The sequence below is a fragment of the Methanolobus halotolerans genome (assembly GCF_004745425.1).
Classification (GTDB): Archaea; Halobacteriota; Methanosarcinia; order Methanosarcinales; family Methanosarcinaceae; genus Methanolobus; species Methanolobus halotolerans.
In genome coordinates this window covers 184,866-201,753 of record NZ_PGGK01000004.1, presented here as the reverse complement: position 1 = coordinate 201,753, position 16,888 = coordinate 184,866, and the positions used below count along the sequence as shown (strand labels likewise).

12 protein-coding genes are annotated in these 16,888 nt (G+C 45.5%); 5 read left to right on the top strand and 7 right to left on the bottom strand.

Annotated elements, in window-relative coordinates:
* The first annotated feature begins 9 nt into the window (after positions 1-9).
* A complete protein-coding gene (locus tag CUN85_RS05575; protein ID WP_135389338.1) occupies positions 10-1,569 on the top strand; it encodes an FAD-dependent oxidoreductase in 1,560 nt (519 codons plus the stop codon).
* Positions 1,570-1,654: 85 nt separating this feature from the next.
* Here the strand turns inward: CUN85_RS05575 and CUN85_RS05570 are convergent, their stop codons facing one another.
* Genes CUN85_RS05570 through CUN85_RS05560 form a run of 3 tightly spaced genes read right to left on the bottom strand, consistent with a single transcriptional unit; the run spans position 1,655 to position 6,342 of the window.
* Positions 1,655-3,007 carry a glycosyltransferase gene (locus CUN85_RS05570; RefSeq protein WP_135389337.1) on the bottom strand — a complete coding sequence of 451 codons (1,353 nt, stop codon included), beginning with the start codon at positions 3,005-3,007 and terminating at the stop codon, positions 1,655-1,657.
* A gap of 45 nt (positions 3,008-3,052) precedes the next feature.
* Positions 3,053-4,003, bottom strand: coding sequence for a glycoside hydrolase family 130 protein (locus CUN85_RS05565; RefSeq protein WP_135389336.1), 951 nt, complete (start codon positions 4,001-4,003; stop codon positions 3,053-3,055).
* 20 nt (positions 4,004-4,023) lie between these two features.
* Positions 4,024-6,342, bottom strand: a complete 2,319-nt coding sequence (locus tag CUN85_RS05560) for a glycosyltransferase family 4 protein (RefSeq protein WP_135389335.1) — start codon at positions 6,340-6,342, stop codon at positions 4,024-4,026.
* 684 nt (positions 6,343-7,026) lie between these two features.
* Here CUN85_RS05560 and CUN85_RS05555 point away from each other — a divergent pair.
* On the top strand, positions 7,027-8,562 hold the full coding sequence (locus CUN85_RS05555; protein ID WP_135389334.1) for an oligosaccharide flippase family protein: 1,536 nt from the start codon (positions 7,027-7,029) through the stop codon (positions 8,560-8,562).
* Positions 8,563-9,273: 711 nt separating this feature from the next.
* Here CUN85_RS05555 and CUN85_RS05550 read toward each other — a convergent pair.
* Entirely contained in the window at positions 9,274-10,470 is a 1,197-nt protein-coding gene (locus CUN85_RS05550) for an FprA family A-type flavoprotein (protein WP_235856211.1), read from the bottom strand.
* A gap of 129 nt (positions 10,471-10,599) precedes the next feature.
* Between CUN85_RS05550 and CUN85_RS05545 the strand changes: the two genes are divergently transcribed.
* Positions 10,600-10,962 (top strand): carboxymuconolactone decarboxylase family protein, encoded by a 363-nt coding sequence (locus CUN85_RS05545; RefSeq protein ID WP_135389333.1) that lies wholly within the window; start codon positions 10,600-10,602, stop codon positions 10,960-10,962.
* Between the two features lie 132 nt (positions 10,963-11,094).
* Here the strand turns inward: CUN85_RS05545 and CUN85_RS05540 are convergent, their stop codons facing one another.
* Positions 11,095-13,218, bottom strand: a complete 2,124-nt coding sequence (locus CUN85_RS05540) for a catalase (protein ID WP_135389332.1) — start codon at positions 13,216-13,218, stop codon at positions 11,095-11,097.
* A gap of 534 nt (positions 13,219-13,752) precedes the next feature.
* Here CUN85_RS05540 and CUN85_RS05535 point away from each other — a divergent pair.
* Positions 13,753-14,241, top strand: a complete 489-nt coding sequence (locus CUN85_RS05535) for an inorganic diphosphatase (RefSeq protein ID WP_135389331.1) — start codon at positions 13,753-13,755, stop codon at positions 14,239-14,241.
* Between the two features lie 168 nt (positions 14,242-14,409).
* Positions 14,410-14,808 carry a cupin domain-containing protein gene (locus CUN85_RS05530; RefSeq protein WP_135389330.1) on the top strand — a complete coding sequence of 133 codons (399 nt, stop codon included), beginning with the start codon at positions 14,410-14,412 and terminating at the stop codon, positions 14,806-14,808.
* A 107-nt stretch (positions 14,809-14,915) separates the two neighbouring features.
* On the opposite strand, the gene CUN85_RS05525 is transcribed toward CUN85_RS05530, so the two are convergent.
* On the bottom strand, positions 14,916-15,677 hold the full coding sequence (locus tag CUN85_RS05525) for an acyl-CoA dehydratase activase (RefSeq protein ID WP_135389329.1): 762 nt from the start codon (positions 15,675-15,677) through the stop codon (positions 14,916-14,918).
* Entirely contained in the window at positions 15,674-16,879 is a 1,206-nt protein-coding gene (locus tag CUN85_RS05520) for a double-cubane-cluster-containing anaerobic reductase (protein ID WP_235856210.1), read from the bottom strand. The genes CUN85_RS05525 and CUN85_RS05520 overlap by 4 nt, the downstream gene beginning before the upstream one ends.
* Between the last annotated feature and the right edge of the window lie 9 nt (positions 16,880-16,888).

Below are 16,888 nucleotides of genomic sequence, written 5' to 3'. Positions count from 1 at the left end.
GTGTAACGTATGAGCACAGGCCCGGAAACAGATTACGCTCTGCCAGGTAAGGCTGAATCCTACTGGCTGTCCACAACTCCGGAATCCAGTTATCCAAGTCCTTCAGAAGATGTGGAAGTGGATGTAGCGATTGTCGGGGGAGGTATAGTGGGGATTACCTCTGCATTACTTTTGAAACAAGCGGGGTTGTCAGTGGCTGTGATAGAGGCAGGCAGGATACTTCACGGGGTGAGCGGCCAGACAACGGCAAAGGTCACCTCGCAGCATCACCTGATATATGACCGGCTGATCTCTCATTTCGGGGAAGACCAGGCAAGGCAGTATGCAGAATCGAACCAGGCAGCTATAGACAAGATTGCCTCTCTGGTAAGGTCCGAGAATATCGATTGTGATCTCATTTACAAACCTGCGTACGTCTATGCAGGTTCCCTGGACTCTGTGGAAAAGATACACAAAGAAGTGGATGCAGCTAAAAACCTGGGACTTCCTGCCTCCTTCGATGAGAGCCCGCCTCTGCCTTTTGGAACGCACGGAGCTGTCCGTTTCGATAAGCAGGCGCAGTTTCATCCGCGTAAATACCTGTGCGCCCTTGCGCAGCAGATACCGGGAGGAGGATCCCATATATTCGAAGAACAACAGGTACATGGGATAGAAGGTGAAGGTCCTGTAAACGTAAAAACGCATCAGGGCATTACAGTGAAGGCGCAGGATGTGGTTCAGGCAACACATTTCCCTATAGTGGACAGGCCCGGAATGCTGTTCTCCCGGCTTTACCAGTCCCGTTCGTATCTGCTGGGAGTACGCATCGACGAACCTTTTCCTGATGGTATGTTCATCAATGCGGAAAAACCTGCCCGTTCCATGCGCTCCCAGCCGGCCGATGATGGTGAACTCGTGCTTGTGGCCGGGGAAGAACACAGGACCGGTGAAGGTAATAACACTATAGGCCACTACAGGAGGCTGGAGGAATGGGTCCGGTCCGTTTACCCGGTAAATTCGATCGATTACCACTGGTCGACACAGGATGTCATGCCGGCAGATGGTGTTCCGTATATCGGAAGAATCACATCCGGCAGCAAGCATTCATATCTGGCAACCGGCTTCCGCAAATGGGGTATGACCACCGGCACAGTGGCAGCAATGATCATCAGCGATATGATCCTCGGTAAGGATAACTCCTGGGCTCCGGTGTACAATCCCTCACGCTTCAAGCCGGTCGAGTCTGCGAAGCAGATATTCTCCCAGACCGTGGAATCAACCAAAGGTCTTGTGGGTGCCAGGGTACTTCCACTTCACGAGGATGCCGCGCATATAGTTCCCGGCACAGGTGCTATTGTTAAGATCGGGGGTGAGAGGGTTGCTGCCTATCGTGACGATAAAGGTGATATCCATGCCCTTGATCCGGCATGCAGGCACATGGGATGCTTCGTTTCCTGGAACAATGCTGAGAACACCTGGGATTGCCCGTGTCATGGCTCACGTTATAATGTAAAAGGAGAGGTGGTCCACAATCCTGCTGTTCACAACCTGTCTGAAAAGAATGTAAATCAAAACAAGGTAAAGAAATAAAGTGTTTTTTTTTGAGAGGTGTCGGGAGCCTTTCTTAAGCTCCCCTTTTTGTTAAATCTTTTATAAGTTCCTATCAACTCTCCTATCATACTCTCCCATACTTGTCCTCAAGTCTTTCTATATCTTCTTCTTCTATGAAATCTCCCTTTGCTATTTCAACGAAGGTGAGGTTCTCATCTCCTGTGTTCATGATGCGGTGTACAGCAGTCGTCGGGATATCGACTGAATCTCCATCTTTAACTTTGAAGTGCTGTTTATCCTCATCTACGACCCCTTCCCCTTCCACCACGAACCAGTGTTCGCTCCTGTGGAAATGTCTCTGGAGGGATATCTTTTCCCCTGGCATCACGGTAATGGTCTTGACCTTGAAACCAGGGTCGTCTGACAATATCTTGTAATATCCCCATGGTCTCTTGTCTTCTGTTTTACGTTTGTCCAGTATGGTCTCATAGGCATTGATATAATCATCTGCCATTCTGTCAGCAGAATATTGTTTTTCAGCGACCTCCCTGCATTTCCTGCGCGGGATTGAGTCGATATACTTCAGTGCATCCACAGCCTCATCAATATCGTTTACAATAAATCCTGTTTCCCCGCTTTGGATCAATTCCGGCATTGAGCCTCTGTTATAGGCTATGACAGGTGTGCCACAGGCAAATGCCTCGACTATTCCCAGCCCGAAGGGTTCGTCGAACTTGACCGGGTGTATTAATGCATATGCATTTGAAAGCAGTTCCTTTTTAAATCCGGAATCTATATGTCCTTCGTAAGTGATCTGCTCACCATCGATATGTGGCCTGACCTCTTTCTCGAAATAATCCATGTCGGGGATAAAACCGGCTATTCTCAGTTTCATGCCCGATCTTTTAGATATTTCGATAGCATCCTTAATTCCCTTGAACCTGTCAAGTCTTGATAAGAAAAGAATGTAATCCTGCGGCTTCTCATTGAACGGGAAACTCTCCACATCAATACCATGAAGGACAGTGGCGACATAATCCAGTTCGGGACACCTGTGAGAGTCACTGATGGATACATAGAATGTGTTCTCGTTGTATTTCTTATAAACCGGCAGGATGGACCTGGACGAAAATCCATGTATGGTCGTGACTACCGGAGTGTCTACAAGCCTGCTGTACGTAAGTGGCAGGAAATCGAAATGGTTGTGTATTATATCGAACTCATCAGCCCTTTCGAAAACCTCTGCTATATGCAGGCTTTCATAGACCTTTACATTCATCTCCTTGTCTTCCTCATAAGGTCTTGGGTAAACAGAATGCAGCTTTCCTGCAGTACTTGAATCTCCTGTTGCGAACAGTGTGACATCAATGCCCTTCTTTAACAGACTCTCCGTCAGCAAAGAGACTATATACTCCCACGGCCCGTATTTCTTAGGTGGTGTGCTCCATGCGATTGGAGATAACATAGCTACTCTCAAGAAAATTCCCCCTCAAATTCCCCTCTAATACTAAAGTAGATTTGTCTATAATGATTTGCAACTTTTTACATAGTCCAGCAGGTCTGATAATTTAGCAGTGGCTACAGATACGTATGTGTCAGCACTTCCATAATACAGACGTACCTCATCACCATGAACTATCCACCCACAGGGAAATACGACATCGTTGACATCGCCCGATCTTTCATACATTTCACGTGGTCCGAACACCCAGCCTTCCGACCTGCAAATCACCTTGCTCGGGTCATCCAGGTCAAGCAGTGCCAGTCCCAAACGATAACTTGTCTTTGATGTGGTGGCACGCACACCGTGGTACATGAGAAGCCACCCATCTTTCGTGCGGATCGGCTGTGGTGACAGTCCTATCTTATTAGCATCCCACCAGCCGCCTTCACGTGCATATAATAGTACCTGATGTTCTCCCCAGTACTTCATGTCAGGTGAGAAGGAGATCCAGATGTTGGACTTTGCCATGGCCATACTGGACACCGGCCTGTGGAGCATCGCCCATCTGTCATTGAACCTTACCGGGAATATGGCTGCATCCTTGTTTTCCGGCGGCAGGGTAGCTCCTATCCTTTCAAAATTACGGAAGTCCTTTGTAAGTGCCATTGCTGTCAAAGGTCCGGACTCAGAATAGGCCGTATATGTTATAGCCCATAAATCCTGTTCGGGAATGTGAGTTATACGCGGATCCTCTATTCCGTACTGCTCTTCAGGATAGTTCTCCGGTTCCGGGCTGAAGGTCGGTTTTTTGTCTATGCTCCAGTTTTCATAACCATCCTTGCTCCGTGCAACAGTGACATGGGAGAAACCCCTGTGATCCTCTACCCTTACCATTAGCAGTGTTTCTCCGTCCACGATTGCCGCTGCCGGGTTGAACACAGAGTTGGCCGGGTATGGCCAGTTCTCTGCACGGAGTATTGGGTTGTTCTCATAACGCTTGAATAACTCTCCCCTGTCTTCCCATTCCATATTCATTCCTCCTTTAAACTTTAGCTCAGGCTCTTGGTTGAGAATTTATTTTTCCCGTAAATTTGCATTAGTTCTTTGCCGGTTTCCTGTTGCTTTGATCCTTCTGTTTTTTCAGAATATCTGGTCAGCATCTCCAGGGCCATGATAAAACAGACCACTGATTCAGCTCCCTGGTTGGGATTCATTCCTTTCATGTCGAGTCCGTCACACACTGCCCCGCTCTCGTGGTCGTACATGACTGCATTTAACCTGTTCCTGCCAAGGAAATACTCTATGGAGCGGTTTGCAAGCTGAAAATATCTTTCCCTGCGGGTCAGTTCGTAGGCAGTGACATAAGCCTCTGTAAGATAGGCAGCATCAATGGGTTGTTGCCCAAATAATGCCTTTTCACATTTGTATTTACACCAGCCTTCATTTCCCACAAGGTCAAAGAACTCCCCGTTCCACTGAAGTTCCGTAAGAAAATCCAGGGTTTTTATCCCCGTATCCCTGTATTTCGGGTTGCCTGTAAGATTATATGCGAGCATAAGGACCTCACACATCTTGGCATTACCATATGTTACCTCCGGCTCGAACCACTCCCAGTCATCCTGCCTGTTATCTTCGTATAGGCCTGTCAGATGATCCGCATACCTGATGAAAACCGGGAGAAATATGTCCTTATCAATTCCCTTGTCCAGTATCTCATAAAGGCCTGACATTGTGTACGCTTTTGCCCTGGGTGCATGGATCTCATCCATGACCGGCCTGGACCTGCGTATCATCCCAAGTGCATGGGAACGCAGATTATCGGGGAGCAGGGAGCACGCACATACATGTCCCAATCCATACAGAGCTCTTCCGAAAGTGTCATCGCTTCCTTTATCATCCAGGAATTTCCTGTCATAGCTCATGAAATTATGAAAATGCCCTTTTTCGGTCTGTGCATGGTCCAGATAACTCAGATACAGGGTAACAAGCTTTTTTATATCCCTTATCCGATCGTTTCCGGACATAGCCCTTGTCAGCGCTACCAGGCCTCTTCCTACGTCATCGGTGCTGTAGCCGTGCCGGCGACTCGGCACTCCGAAAGTTGCATGCTGGAATATGCCGACATCATCTGTCATTGAGATCATGTAGTCAAGTTTTGTTTTCGGCAGGTTAACGGAGAATAACGAGAAATCTGTTTTTTCATCTGTTGTGGACACAGGATAGTTTTTAAGGGCAAGTCTGAATATGCTTATATATTCTTTACCGACGTTCTTCCAGATCATCTGTCTGCCAAATTCATAGGCATTTCTGCGCATCTCATTGCATTCCTGCGGATTTTCGATCAGGTGCATTAATGCTTTACTGATGCCTGTAATGTCCTCGAATTCTACAAGTATGCCACGGTTCTCAGTAAGCGTCTCCTGAGCATACCAGTAGGGAGTAGATACGATTGCTTTCCCCATTCCTATGGCATAGGTCAGGGCCCCGCTGACGACCTGTTCTCTGGAATGATAGGGGGATACGTATATGTCACTTGCAAGGATGTATTCATAAAGTTCGTTTTTCTCAACAAACTTGTCATGGAATATGACATTACTTTCAAGCCCAAGCTCATGGACCTTATCTAGGAGATATTCCCTGTAAGCCTCTCCAAAGTTCCTTTTAATTTCAGGATGTGTGGCACCCAGTACAAGATATTTCAGGCCGGGATGCTTTTCAACCACTGCCGGGAGTGCATCCAGGGTGGTCTCAACACCTTTGTTAGGGTTGAGGAGCCCGAAAGTAAGAATAAGGGGCGACCCTTTCAGGCCCAGCAGTTCTTTATGCTCCTTCGAGTCCGTGAAAGGGCAATCCGGAATTCCGTGATATACTAACTCTGTCTTACCATTATGGATATCGTATACTTCATGCAGGATGTTCTCTGAAGTTTCACTCATCACGATTACCTTATCGGAGTACTGCATGAGTTTCTCAGTTACCCTGCGATACGGGGGTTCCGGATCTTTTATCACTGTATGGAGGGTTGTTATTATTGGCTTGTCTATACTTGAAAGCAGTGCAAATATGTAGTCTCCGGCATCTCCCCAGTAAAGGCCGAATTCATGTTGTAGACATACCACGTCATGATCTGATCGATTGATGTGATCGGCTGCACGGTAATAATCTTCCAGTTTGTTTCTCCTTATCTCAAAGACGACTTCTTCCGGATAGTCGTAGGTCTCATCTATATCATTTAACGCTATAACTTCACAGCAATCGACCTCATCTTCCTTTGATATGGTATTGAATAGGTCGGAAGTGAACGTGGCGATCCCGCATTCTCGCGGAACATACGTTCCTATAAAAAGTACCTTTAATTTTCGTTTCAAATAATTACCCCCAATTCATAGTATGTTTGAACATGCTTTCAGAAAATATGAAATATGTCAACCTTACTTTTAATAATTCAAGTAAAGTTACAACTATTTGTCCCATTATTCAAAGATACTACCCCTCTTGTAACATCAGTCCTTTCTTCCCCGTCTGACCACTGGCCTTTGCTTTTTCGCGGTCAGGTAACTAAATACATATTGGGCCAAATTCTATTTAACCTTATTCACAAACAAATTTCTAAGCGGGTGCCCTTTTTCTAAGTTAGTTTCTGGGGCAGGGTGGACTATTTCGGCATGCTGCGGGCTTATTTATGAGGTCTGTGTCTGAAAGATGGCATATATGTCTGTAAATGTTAGGGATATATGTATTATTAGTAACAAAAAAATGTAAACAAATTATATATTTTAACTTTAAAACTAATATCTTCCAGCTTTTTACTACATGTATATTATTTTATAAGAGATGGCTGATAAAAAGCTATTTATACTATGCAAAGGCTTTCGAGCCCTTGCTCAACAAACCACCACGTGGAGCATATAGGGATGATCATAACTGAAAGTCTTTCCTAGCCCTGGCTCTGTATCCACCACGAACAACCACAGGCTATTGAAGGTAGACTCCGGTTACGGATCATGGCTTTTCCACAGACTGGTTACTAACAATGAATGGGTGGTAACTAGATGTCACTTAACGAATCCGTAAACAGAATAGTAATAGGTTCAGGAGTTATCTTCGCAGGTACAATAAGCGGACTCCTCCTGAACATCTTCATCAAAGGGGTACTGACAAGGAACCTCTCCCAGACCGACTTCGGCACTTACTCACTCGCACTTACTGTCATCTCCCTCACAGGCGCTATTGCCACACTGGGGCTGCATGAAGGTGTACCCAGGTATATAGCATATTTCAGAGGTAGAAGAGAAGATCACAAAATCCAGGAAATTGTCGTATCAGGCTTGTTAATGGGACTATTGGCAGGCCTAGCAGGAATGTTCATATCCCCTATCGCGTTCCAGCATTTCGCAGCAGGTATGTTCGATACCCATGAAAACATCCTCTCAGTGATAAGGATAATGATCTTTGCGATCCCGCTCACTATATTCATGAACATAGCCGTAGCAATTTACAGAGGTTTTGACCGTACTAACGTCAACATGTACTTCTATGATGTGATAAGGCCGGTATCTTTGTGGATATGTGTATCATTAGCCGTGTTTACAGGTGTATCCCTGCATACCTTCGTACTTGCAGATCTTCTCTCGATGATATTCACATTCGGCCTGATGGTCGTATATTTCATCAAGCACCCTCCTTTCAAGCCGGAGCTGAAGATACGCTTCAGCGAACCTACCAGGCAGCTGTTCAAGTATTCGTTCCCGCTGCTCATAAGTGCGACTCTGCTAAACCTTATGACATGGACGGACACTATAATGCTGGGATATTTCAAGTCCTCGGAAGTTGTAGGCGTGTACAGTGCAGTCTACCCACTGGTCAGTTTCCTTACGATTATAATAACATCGATGGGATTTGTGTACATACCGGTAGCATCCAGGTTATGGGGGGAGGGCTGCAAGGATATTCTTGAATCCCTCTACCAGATAGTAACAAAATGGTGCTTCGTACTCTCATTCCCGATATTCGTGCTAATGTTCGTGTATCCCGAAGCCATCCTTACAAGGCTGTACGGTGCGGAGTATGCAATGGGTGCCACGGTATTGAGGATCCTTTCGCTGGGTTTCATCACGAATGCTTATTTCGGGTTCAACTACCACACCATTATGGCTGTGGGCGATTCCGGTTTCCTCATGAAGTGTTCAACAGCAAGTGCCGTGATAAATGTAGTATTCAATTTCCTGCTGATACCTGACTATGGTATGCTTGGAGCAGCAGCAGCATCGGCGGCATCCTTTGCATCCATCGAACTTCTCATGACGGCAAGAGCATGGAGAACCCACCAGATGCATCCTTTTACGATGGCCTACAGAAAGTTCACAGTCATCTGCCTGTCACTTCTGTCATCAATGCTGATACTCAAATTAGCGTTCCCGACAGTTAATATGATATGGGTGTACCTTTCGTTCCTCGTGCTGTATCTCGTCATCTGCCAGTATTCCGGTATCATCGACGCTGATGAAAGGACAATAGCCAGAGAAGTGCGCACGAATGTCCGGCGCCATATAGGTGGTTTTGTGCCAAGATCGATCAGGAACGTGTAAATAAATCGCTAATAATATCCGGAAGTCGTGTAAGCGAACTGATAGAACTGAGCTGCAGGGAAGCGGGTTTCGCAATATTCGGAGCCACTATCCTGCCTTTTTTCCTTATTTCTTTTAATTATGTGCAGAAATGAGCATATGTACGAGTTTACCGATATGAGTTCTGCGATGACCTTATGAAATACTGCCCTTCAATGGCAAGACGGCCGTATAAAGGATTATGTTTTATAGTATTCTATTCTTTCAGACTATGCAATATTATCTTTAAGAAAAGATTGAGACACCCGATAAACCACCACGCTTATGGTGCCTCTTTCCTTACGAATCCGGGATGTCCCCGCATCCCTTCAATCCCCACTCACTCAACCCGCATGGTTGAGAAGGCAGGATGAGACGCCTGATAAAGCACCACGCTTTAAGGCATCTCTTCCTTATATGTCCGGGATATTCCCAATATCTCTCTTTAGCTCCACTCCCTGATCTTTGCGAGCGACCCCTGCCGCAGGACGTAATAAGTTGTTTTTTTATTTAAGCAAAACCTTTCTTAATTGCAGGAATGAGATTATGTTTTATTGATATCCTGCTTTTCAATAGCGTTATAATTCCATGCAGGCGCTCAAAGTAGATCACAGCCATAAAATTGCACTATTCATGACTATAGTACGTAATATGCAATAGGGTCAGGTCAAAGTCCTTTAAAGGAACAGATATTCAGCTATCACTCTTAATCTTCCCGGCAAGTTCTGCTCCGAGTTCACGAATTAGGCTGAGATTGTCTTCCTTAGCTGGCCCGTTAATCTCCACAGCACCCAGGATTTCCACCTTTGTAGATTCAAGAGTTGTCTGAAGCTGTTTGATCGCGCCTCCTCCCCAGCCATAGGAACTGAGTGCTATGGCATACCTGGTAGGCGGGCGCAGAATCTTGAAAACATTGGCTGCATAAATAGCAAGAGGATGCATCCCTCCAAGCACCGTGGGAGTTCCGAACACAATGCCACGGGAATCTACAAGGTCCATGGCGATATCACCAAGATCGGCGTTTGCCAGATTATATATGCGTACCTCAATGCCCTCTGACAGGAGTATCTCAGATAATGCCTTAACCATGTTCTCCGTGGCACTCCACATACTCACATAGATCACGATTACCTTCTCTTTTGTCTCTCCGGCTGTCCAGAGGTCATATAACCTGAATATCGTTTCAGGATTCCTGTACATGGGTCCATGGCTTGGGGCGAGGAGCAGGGGATCAAGTTCCCTTGCTTTCTCAAGTCCTTTCTTTCCCATACTCTTGAAAGGCATCATGATCTCGCCGAAGTAACGCTTTGCAAGAGTGGAAAGGTCCTCTACATCATCCTCGTAGATGCCAAAGGCCGTATGTGCACCAAAGAAATCACATGAGAACAGGACCCTTTCTTCAGGAAGGAATGTGAACATTGTCTCAGGCCAGTGGAGCCAGGGAGCCTCTATAAACTGCAGGGTCCTGGCTCCAAGGTCCAGAGTATCGCCCTCTTTAACGGTCTTTATCCTGTCCCGCGGGGTATCAAAGTAGAGCTCTGCCATCTTTGCCCCCTTCTCGGTCGTGACAAGCACAGATCCGGGTACCAACTCCATGATAAAGGGAATGGAGGTCGAGTGGTCGGGTTCAGCATGGTTCATCACCACGTAGTCGATATCGCTGAGTGAACCGACCTGCTCTATCCTGGCCTTTAATTCCTTTTCGAATCCAGGGTTCACAGAGTCTATGAGTGCAGTCTTCTCGGCTCCTTTTACCAGGTAAGCGTTATAACTGGTTCCCTGGGGCAGTGGTATAAGGGCGTCGAAAAGACGGCGGTTCCAATCTTTTGCCCCAACCCAGAAAACGTTATCAGCTATTTCATGTGTAGCATATTTGTTCATATCCATCATTGTTTAATTTGCCAGATCCGGTAATTTAATGGTACTGAAACAATGCTATCACGGTCCGATCATTCTCCTGCGGAATAAATACATAAAGAATAAATAAGCATAGAATTATTATAGACATGGGGGTATTAAATGTCTGAACAAGAAGAATTTAAACATGAAGAGCTACTTGATAAGATGGGTGAGAAGCTGGGTTTCACTCCCTGTATACTTGAAACACTCGGAGAAGTCGATTCCAAATTCCTGAAAAAGTATGGCCTCTGCAATCATAAACTATTGTCAGATGGCGCACTGCCTGCTAAAATGAAAATACTGATGGCACTTGCGGTAGTTGCATCCAAGCAGTGTGAAAGGTGTACTGTAGTGCAGATGCAGAGCGCACTCAATAACGGTGCCACCAAGGAAGAGATCATGGAAACAATGGATGTCATCTTCATAACTTCAGGAGCTCCTGCAGTGGCAGCTTGTAGGGATGCCCTCAAACTCCTTAAATAATTCCTGAAACAAATCTTTATGAAGATTGGCAAAAACGAATTACATTTTTTTATGCACGGATCAATGCAGGAGTTGTGAATGCAGTAATGGCTTAATAAATAAATAAGAGGGGTTGATCCTCCTCTCGTATACTCATGCCGGAACCTGCATCTTACTCTCCCGGTCCCAGTGCCGGTGCTGTGCTATAGCGGCAATGAAGGATTCATTGAACCCGCCGTCCATGGGGTCGCGTACTGTCACAATGCCTTTATCTGACACAACATCAGTTCCGTCACCTGCAAATTCAACTCCGGTGACATCGGAGGAAGCAAGCAGGTCTACGCCGTCACCTGTTGCTCCAATGGGTTTGCAATGCCTGAAAGCTTCATTGATGAAGTGAACGGCATCTCCATGCATCTTCAGGCTGCTAATACTTTCCTGACCTCCCGGGATGTATATAGCGTCGTACATCACAGACTCAGCAGCTTCATAGTTTTTATCTACTTCCATTTCCTTTCCTTGCGAGCTTTTAAGCATACCTCTGAACTTAGAGATGATCTCAGTCTGTGCTCCGGCATCAATCAATGCCTTTTTGACACTCTCAACTTCGCTGTGGTTGTACCCGGTAGCAGCAAGAATGGCTATCTTCCTTGTCATCACAGTGTCCTTGCGCGTATGCTCGCTAAGCTCCTGGCTGACGTTCCTGGATTTCTTTGTCACCGGGGATCCACCCTTTGTTTTAGGTGCATCCGCACCCACACCCTTTGCAATCTCGATAGCGAGGTCCCCATCCACATTATTGAACATATCTACGATACCCTGCCGGATGCTGCGGTCCTTGACCTTTCCTATCTCGAAATGGAATGCCTTTACGATGTGCATCTTTTCGGGCTCTGACATGCTGTTCCAGAAAAGCTTTGCCTGGCTGTAGAAGTCCTTGAACTTCTCACTTCTTGCACGAATCTTCCTGCCTTCCACTTTTTCCATATAGTGAACGTAGCCTCCTTCCTCTGAAGACGCGGGTCTTGGCAAACCTTTGGCGACAGTATTGGGGAAATAACTTCCCTTTCCCTTGTTGATGGTCATGCGGTTGTAGCCTTCTCTCTGGTTGTTACTTACAGGTGCAAGAGGCCGGTTGATAGGTATCTCCTGGAAGTTGGGACCTCCGAGGCGTATCAACTGTGTGTCCAGATAGGAGAACAGCCTTCCCTGCAGTAGGGGATCGTTTGAGAAGTCAATGCCCGGAACTATGTTTGCTGGGCAGAAAGCCACCTGTTCAGTTTCTGCGAAGAAATTGTCAGGGTTGCGGTTAAGTGTCATCTTACCGATCCATTTGACAGGTACTTCCTCTTCTGGCCATATCTTTGTCGGGTCCAGAATATCGAAATCAAAGTTCAGTTCATCCTCTTCCTCTATCAGCTGCACTCCCATCTCAAATTCGGGATAGTTCCCCGTCTCGATAGCTTCCCACAGATCGCGTCTGTTAAAGTCGGAATCCTTTCCGGCCAGTTTCTGTGCTTCATCCCATACAAGAGAGTGAATGCCGAGTATCGGCCTCCAGTGGAACTTTATGAATCTGCCCTTTCCTTCAGCATTTACGAAGCGGAAAGTATTGACGCCGAATCCCTGCATCATCCTGTAGCTTCGGGGGATGCCGCGGTCAGAGAGCAGCCACATTATCATGTGTGCATTCTCCGGATGTTGCGCCACGAAATCCCAAAATGTGTCGTGAGCTGCTGAAGCCTGGGGTATCTGGTTGTCCTGCTCAGGTTTGATGGCGTGGACAAGATCCGGGAACTTCATGGCATCCTGGATGAAAAAGACTGGGATGTTGTTACCCACGATGTCATAATTGCCCTCTTCGGTATAGAATTTAGTTGCAAAGCCCCGCACATCCCGCACAGTATCAGCCGAGCCTCTGAAACCAACGACTGTAGAGAACCTGACGAACACGGGCGTCTTCTTTTCCGGATCCTGCAGGAATTTCGCGAAAGTGTACTCTGTGAGGGGTTCATATACCTGAAAATACCCGTGTGCTCCCGATCCTCTTGCATGGACAACTCTTTCAGGTATCCGTTCATGGTCAAAATGGGTTAGCTTCTCCCTGAAGTGAAAGTCTTCGAGCAGTGTTGGTCCCCTCTCTCCTGCCTTCAGCGATATGTCGGTATCATCAACCCTGAGTCCCTGGTTGGTTGTGAGTAACTCTCGCTCTTTGTCTTCGTTAAACTGTTCAAGTTGCTCGTTTTTACTATTTTCATCTACTCTCCTTTTATTCATGATATGGTCCTCTTCTATGATATTCACGAGCAATTATCTGATCTTAATCGCGCTGAAGGAATAAAGGCACATACTAAGTAGGTTCAGGATATGCGCTATGATATTGTTTCGGACACAATGTTATGTGGCATTCTATTCACATCAGAATAAGCCCTGCTTTCATATCCCCTGATCTGGCTGGTGTTAATCTGTAAGCCAAGCTACTTTCCACTACCTACTCCCTACAAGAATGAGAGTCCTTAATATTTGAACGTTTTTATATGTCTAATGGGAGATATTTTGAAGTAAGTGAATTTGTGCGGCATGATGCAGTGATTGCCACCTGAGATGTCCAGTAGTGCTTTGCCAAACCTGGTAACGGATTTCAAATGCTTTTTTTCCGCGTATCTTATTTTTTGTATATCAAAAAATTAGGTATATGGGATCATATTGTAATATCATAGGTAATATTGTAATATGATGTAACCTTTCAGGATTCATAATAGTTGCAATCGTTACAAGCTGTTAGTTAGTTAATAATTAGGGAGTGTTGGTATGACTGAACGTCAGGTTGAGAGTGTGCTTATCGAAATTCCGCAAGGAAGTCGTAACAAATACGAGTACGATAAAGAGAAGAAAATGGTCAAATTCGACAGAATGCTTTTCTCTTCAATGGTATATCCCTGTGAGTATGGGTTTTTTCCCAATACTCTGGCACTTGACGGGGATCCTCTGGATGCCCTTGTTTTAACATGGGAGCCTACATTTCCGGGATGTATAATAGATGTACACCCTGTTGCATTGTTTGACATGAAGGATGATAAGGGAAGGGATGAAAAGATACTCTGTGTTCCGGAGACTGATCCTTTATGGAATCATATATTAACAATTGAGCAGGTGCCTCCTCATCTATTGAAGGAAATAACTCATTTCTTTGAAACTTACAAGAATTTAGAGAACAAGCACGTGGTGATCTTTGGCTGGGAAGGTTTCGAAGCAGCGGTCAATGTACTTCGGGAAGCTAAATGTCGATACGTTGAATAAAATAAATGATTATTCCTCTTTTTTTCATTTTAGAGCTTATGCTTCCTGCTTTGTCTTGAATCATAAAAAGCCTTGCCTATATCTATGTAATAATTTAATTAATTATTTAGTAAATATTAATTTTGGTTGTGAATGATTTTATATACAATTAGCTCTCAATTTATGATTATGAAAGGATTCTCTATCAATATCGAAGACGCAACTCTGGAAAATGATAATTTCCGCAAAGTTCTCTACACTTCAAAGCACAGCCAACTGGTACTTATGAGTCTCAGGCCCCGGGAAGAGATCGGGATGGAAGTGCATGAGGAAAATGACCAGTTCTTCCGCTTTGAAAGTGGACAGGGAAAGTGCATAATAGACGGCAACGAGTATAAAGTAAGTGACGGGGTTGCAGTGGTAGTGCCGGCAGGCGCACAGCACAATGTCATCAATACCTCGGAAACCGAAGAACTGAAACTCTATACGATCTATTCGCCGGCACACCACAAGGATGGCATCGTGCGTGCCACCAAGGAGGAAGCTGAAGCCAATGAGGCGGAATTCGACGGAGTGACTACGGAATAAGATTATAATAAGCGGAATACAACTGATTTCAGGCTAAAGACTTGCTGCGCTTTATGAAAATAAAGTGTTCCTGTTTTTACCGTTAAACTTATTTTAGTGCACTGGCTTTAGTTGCTGTTATACAATGCAGCCCCCAATGCTCCCGTTATCTGCGGTTCAGCAGGTACGTAAAGTGATATTCCCAGTTCTTTTTCCAGCGCAGATTTAATGGCGGTATTCTTTGCCACGCCTCCAACGAAGGCCACATTTTGTTTTAGCTCTAATTGTCGGGCCATGACAGCAACTCTGCGGGCAATACTCTCAATGATCCCGGCTGCTATATCCTGCTTCGTAAACCCTCTCGTACGAAGCGATATAACCTCGGATTCTGCAAAAACAGTGCACATACTTGTTATACTCGCAGGTGTTTCAGAGTCAAACGCCAGACTTCCCAGGTCATCTATCGGAACTTCAAGAGCACGTGCAGTGTATTCTAAAAACTTGCCTGTGCCAGCTGCACACTTGTCATTCATTAAAAAATCAGTTACCTTGCCGTCATTTACCGAAATTACTTTGCTGTCCTGCCCACCAATGTCGATTATCCCGTTAACTTCCGGGTACAGGTGATATACGCCCTTAGCATGGGTAGTAATCTCGCTGATGGCCTTGTCTGCAAACTGTATACTATTTCTTCCATAGCCTGTTGCATATACATGGTCAACATCTTTCTTGCCGATGCCTGCATGGTCGAGAACTTCCTGATATGCAATCTCAGCAGCTGATATGAAATCGAATGCTGTTGGGCGTATGGTCTGAGTGATTTTCCTGCCATCTTTGATCAGGACTGCCTTTGTTGTGGCAGAACCGGCATCCAATCCAACTGAGATCATGAAAGCATCTCCATGAATGCATCCACCCGGAGCCCGATCTGTTCAACATCCGAGTTACTATAATCCGTCTCAACAAAAAGCATAGGTATTCCGGCCTTTTTCAGGGCCTGCTGGACCTTATATTTCTCGATGTTGTATCCATGGCAGAACTGCAGGGTATAGTAAACAACTCCATCGACTTTAAAGTCTCTAGCAAGTTCCAGAATGTTATCTATACGTCTGTCGTTAGGACTCATACAGGAGCAGGGTATTTCTATGTATCTTTCGGCCAGTGCGAGCATAGGTTCCTTGTCTTCATCTACCATGTCCCAGAACGACCTCGTGCCGGTACAGCTTTCCTCTACAACGATCACACCACCTTTGTCCTCTATGATCTCAGGTACTTTCGTGTTACCGCCTGGCATTGGACAACCGGAGATCATTATCCTGGGCCTGTGTGCACCTTCAGGTTCAACGCTCTCCACTTCACTGATAAGCATCCGAAGGTGTTCCTTTAATTCGCCGGGTGACAGGAAATACTGCTTCTGAAGGATTTTCAGCATATCGACTCCGCTTATAGGACTTGGATCTCTCTTTCGTAGTTCATAGAGGCTGTGTAGAAGCTTTCTGGTCTCGTTGGAGGATATGATCTCCTGTCGTAATCGTTCGTTAGTTACCTTGTTGCCTGTAAGCTGTTCCATGGCATCCCTGAACTTATCGAGCTCAGTTACAAAGTATTTCAGAGCTTCAGGGGTGTCAGGCCTTTGAGGGAGATCAATTACGTAGGTCGGAACATAGTTATCCAGCAGTTCATACATCTTTTTTTTGCTATCACAGGTGTTCTCGGCTACGATCATATCTACCATACTGAAGTGAGAACAGGATTTTACACCTGAACAGCCATCGTTGACAATTGATCCAAATGAGGATTTCACCAGGGGGCAGATGTTCCTTGGTAAATATTGTTCCGCAATGGATATAGTGTCGTTCTTTCCCCCGCATAGTATCATGCGGTCAGCACCTGCAGCAAAGATTATCTCGTCAGGTACGAAAAGACAAAAGGTACCAACTGATTTCTTCCCGGATCTCCTTTCATCTGATACCTGATGGATACGCTCAATATATGCGCTTTTGAGATTTTCAAGGCTTTTGAAACAGTGCATTTTATCAAAAAGCATTGGTATTTTATGCATGTTAAGTCTTTTGCGGATCAGAATTAACATTAAACGTAT

Excerpts from the sequence above, each read along its gene's own strand:
- CUN85_RS05555 (WP_135389334.1), top strand. The coding sequence starts at position 7,027 with ATGTCACTTAACGAATCCGTAAACAGAATAGTAATAGGTTCAGGAGTT.
- CUN85_RS05575 (WP_135389338.1), top strand. The coding sequence starts at position 10 with ATGAGCACAGGCCCGGAAACAGATTACGCTCTGCCAGGTAAGGCTGAA.
- CUN85_RS05530 (WP_135389330.1), top strand. The coding sequence starts at position 14,410 with ATGAAAGGATTCTCTATCAATATCGAAGACGCAACTCTGGAAAATGAT.
- CUN85_RS05520 (WP_235856210.1), bottom strand. The coding sequence starts at position 16,879 with ATGTTAATTCTGATCCGCAAAAGACTTAACATGCATAAAATACCAATG.
- CUN85_RS05565 (WP_135389336.1), bottom strand. The coding sequence starts at position 4,003 with ATGGAATGGGAAGACAGGGGAGAGTTATTCAAGCGTTATGAGAACAAC.
- CUN85_RS05545 (WP_135389333.1), top strand. The coding sequence starts at position 10,600 with ATGTCTGAACAAGAAGAATTTAAACATGAAGAGCTACTTGATAAGATG.
- CUN85_RS05550 (WP_235856211.1), bottom strand. The coding sequence starts at position 10,470 with ATGATGGATATGAACAAATATGCTACACATGAAATAGCTGATAACGTT.
- CUN85_RS05540 (WP_135389332.1), bottom strand. The coding sequence starts at position 13,218 with ATGAATAAAAGGAGAGTAGATGAAAATAGTAAAAACGAGCAACTTGAA.
- CUN85_RS05535 (WP_135389331.1), top strand. The coding sequence starts at position 13,753 with ATGACTGAACGTCAGGTTGAGAGTGTGCTTATCGAAATTCCGCAAGGA.
- CUN85_RS05525 (WP_135389329.1), bottom strand. The coding sequence starts at position 15,677 with ATGATCTCAGTTGGATTGGATGCCGGTTCTGCCACAACAAAGGCAGTC.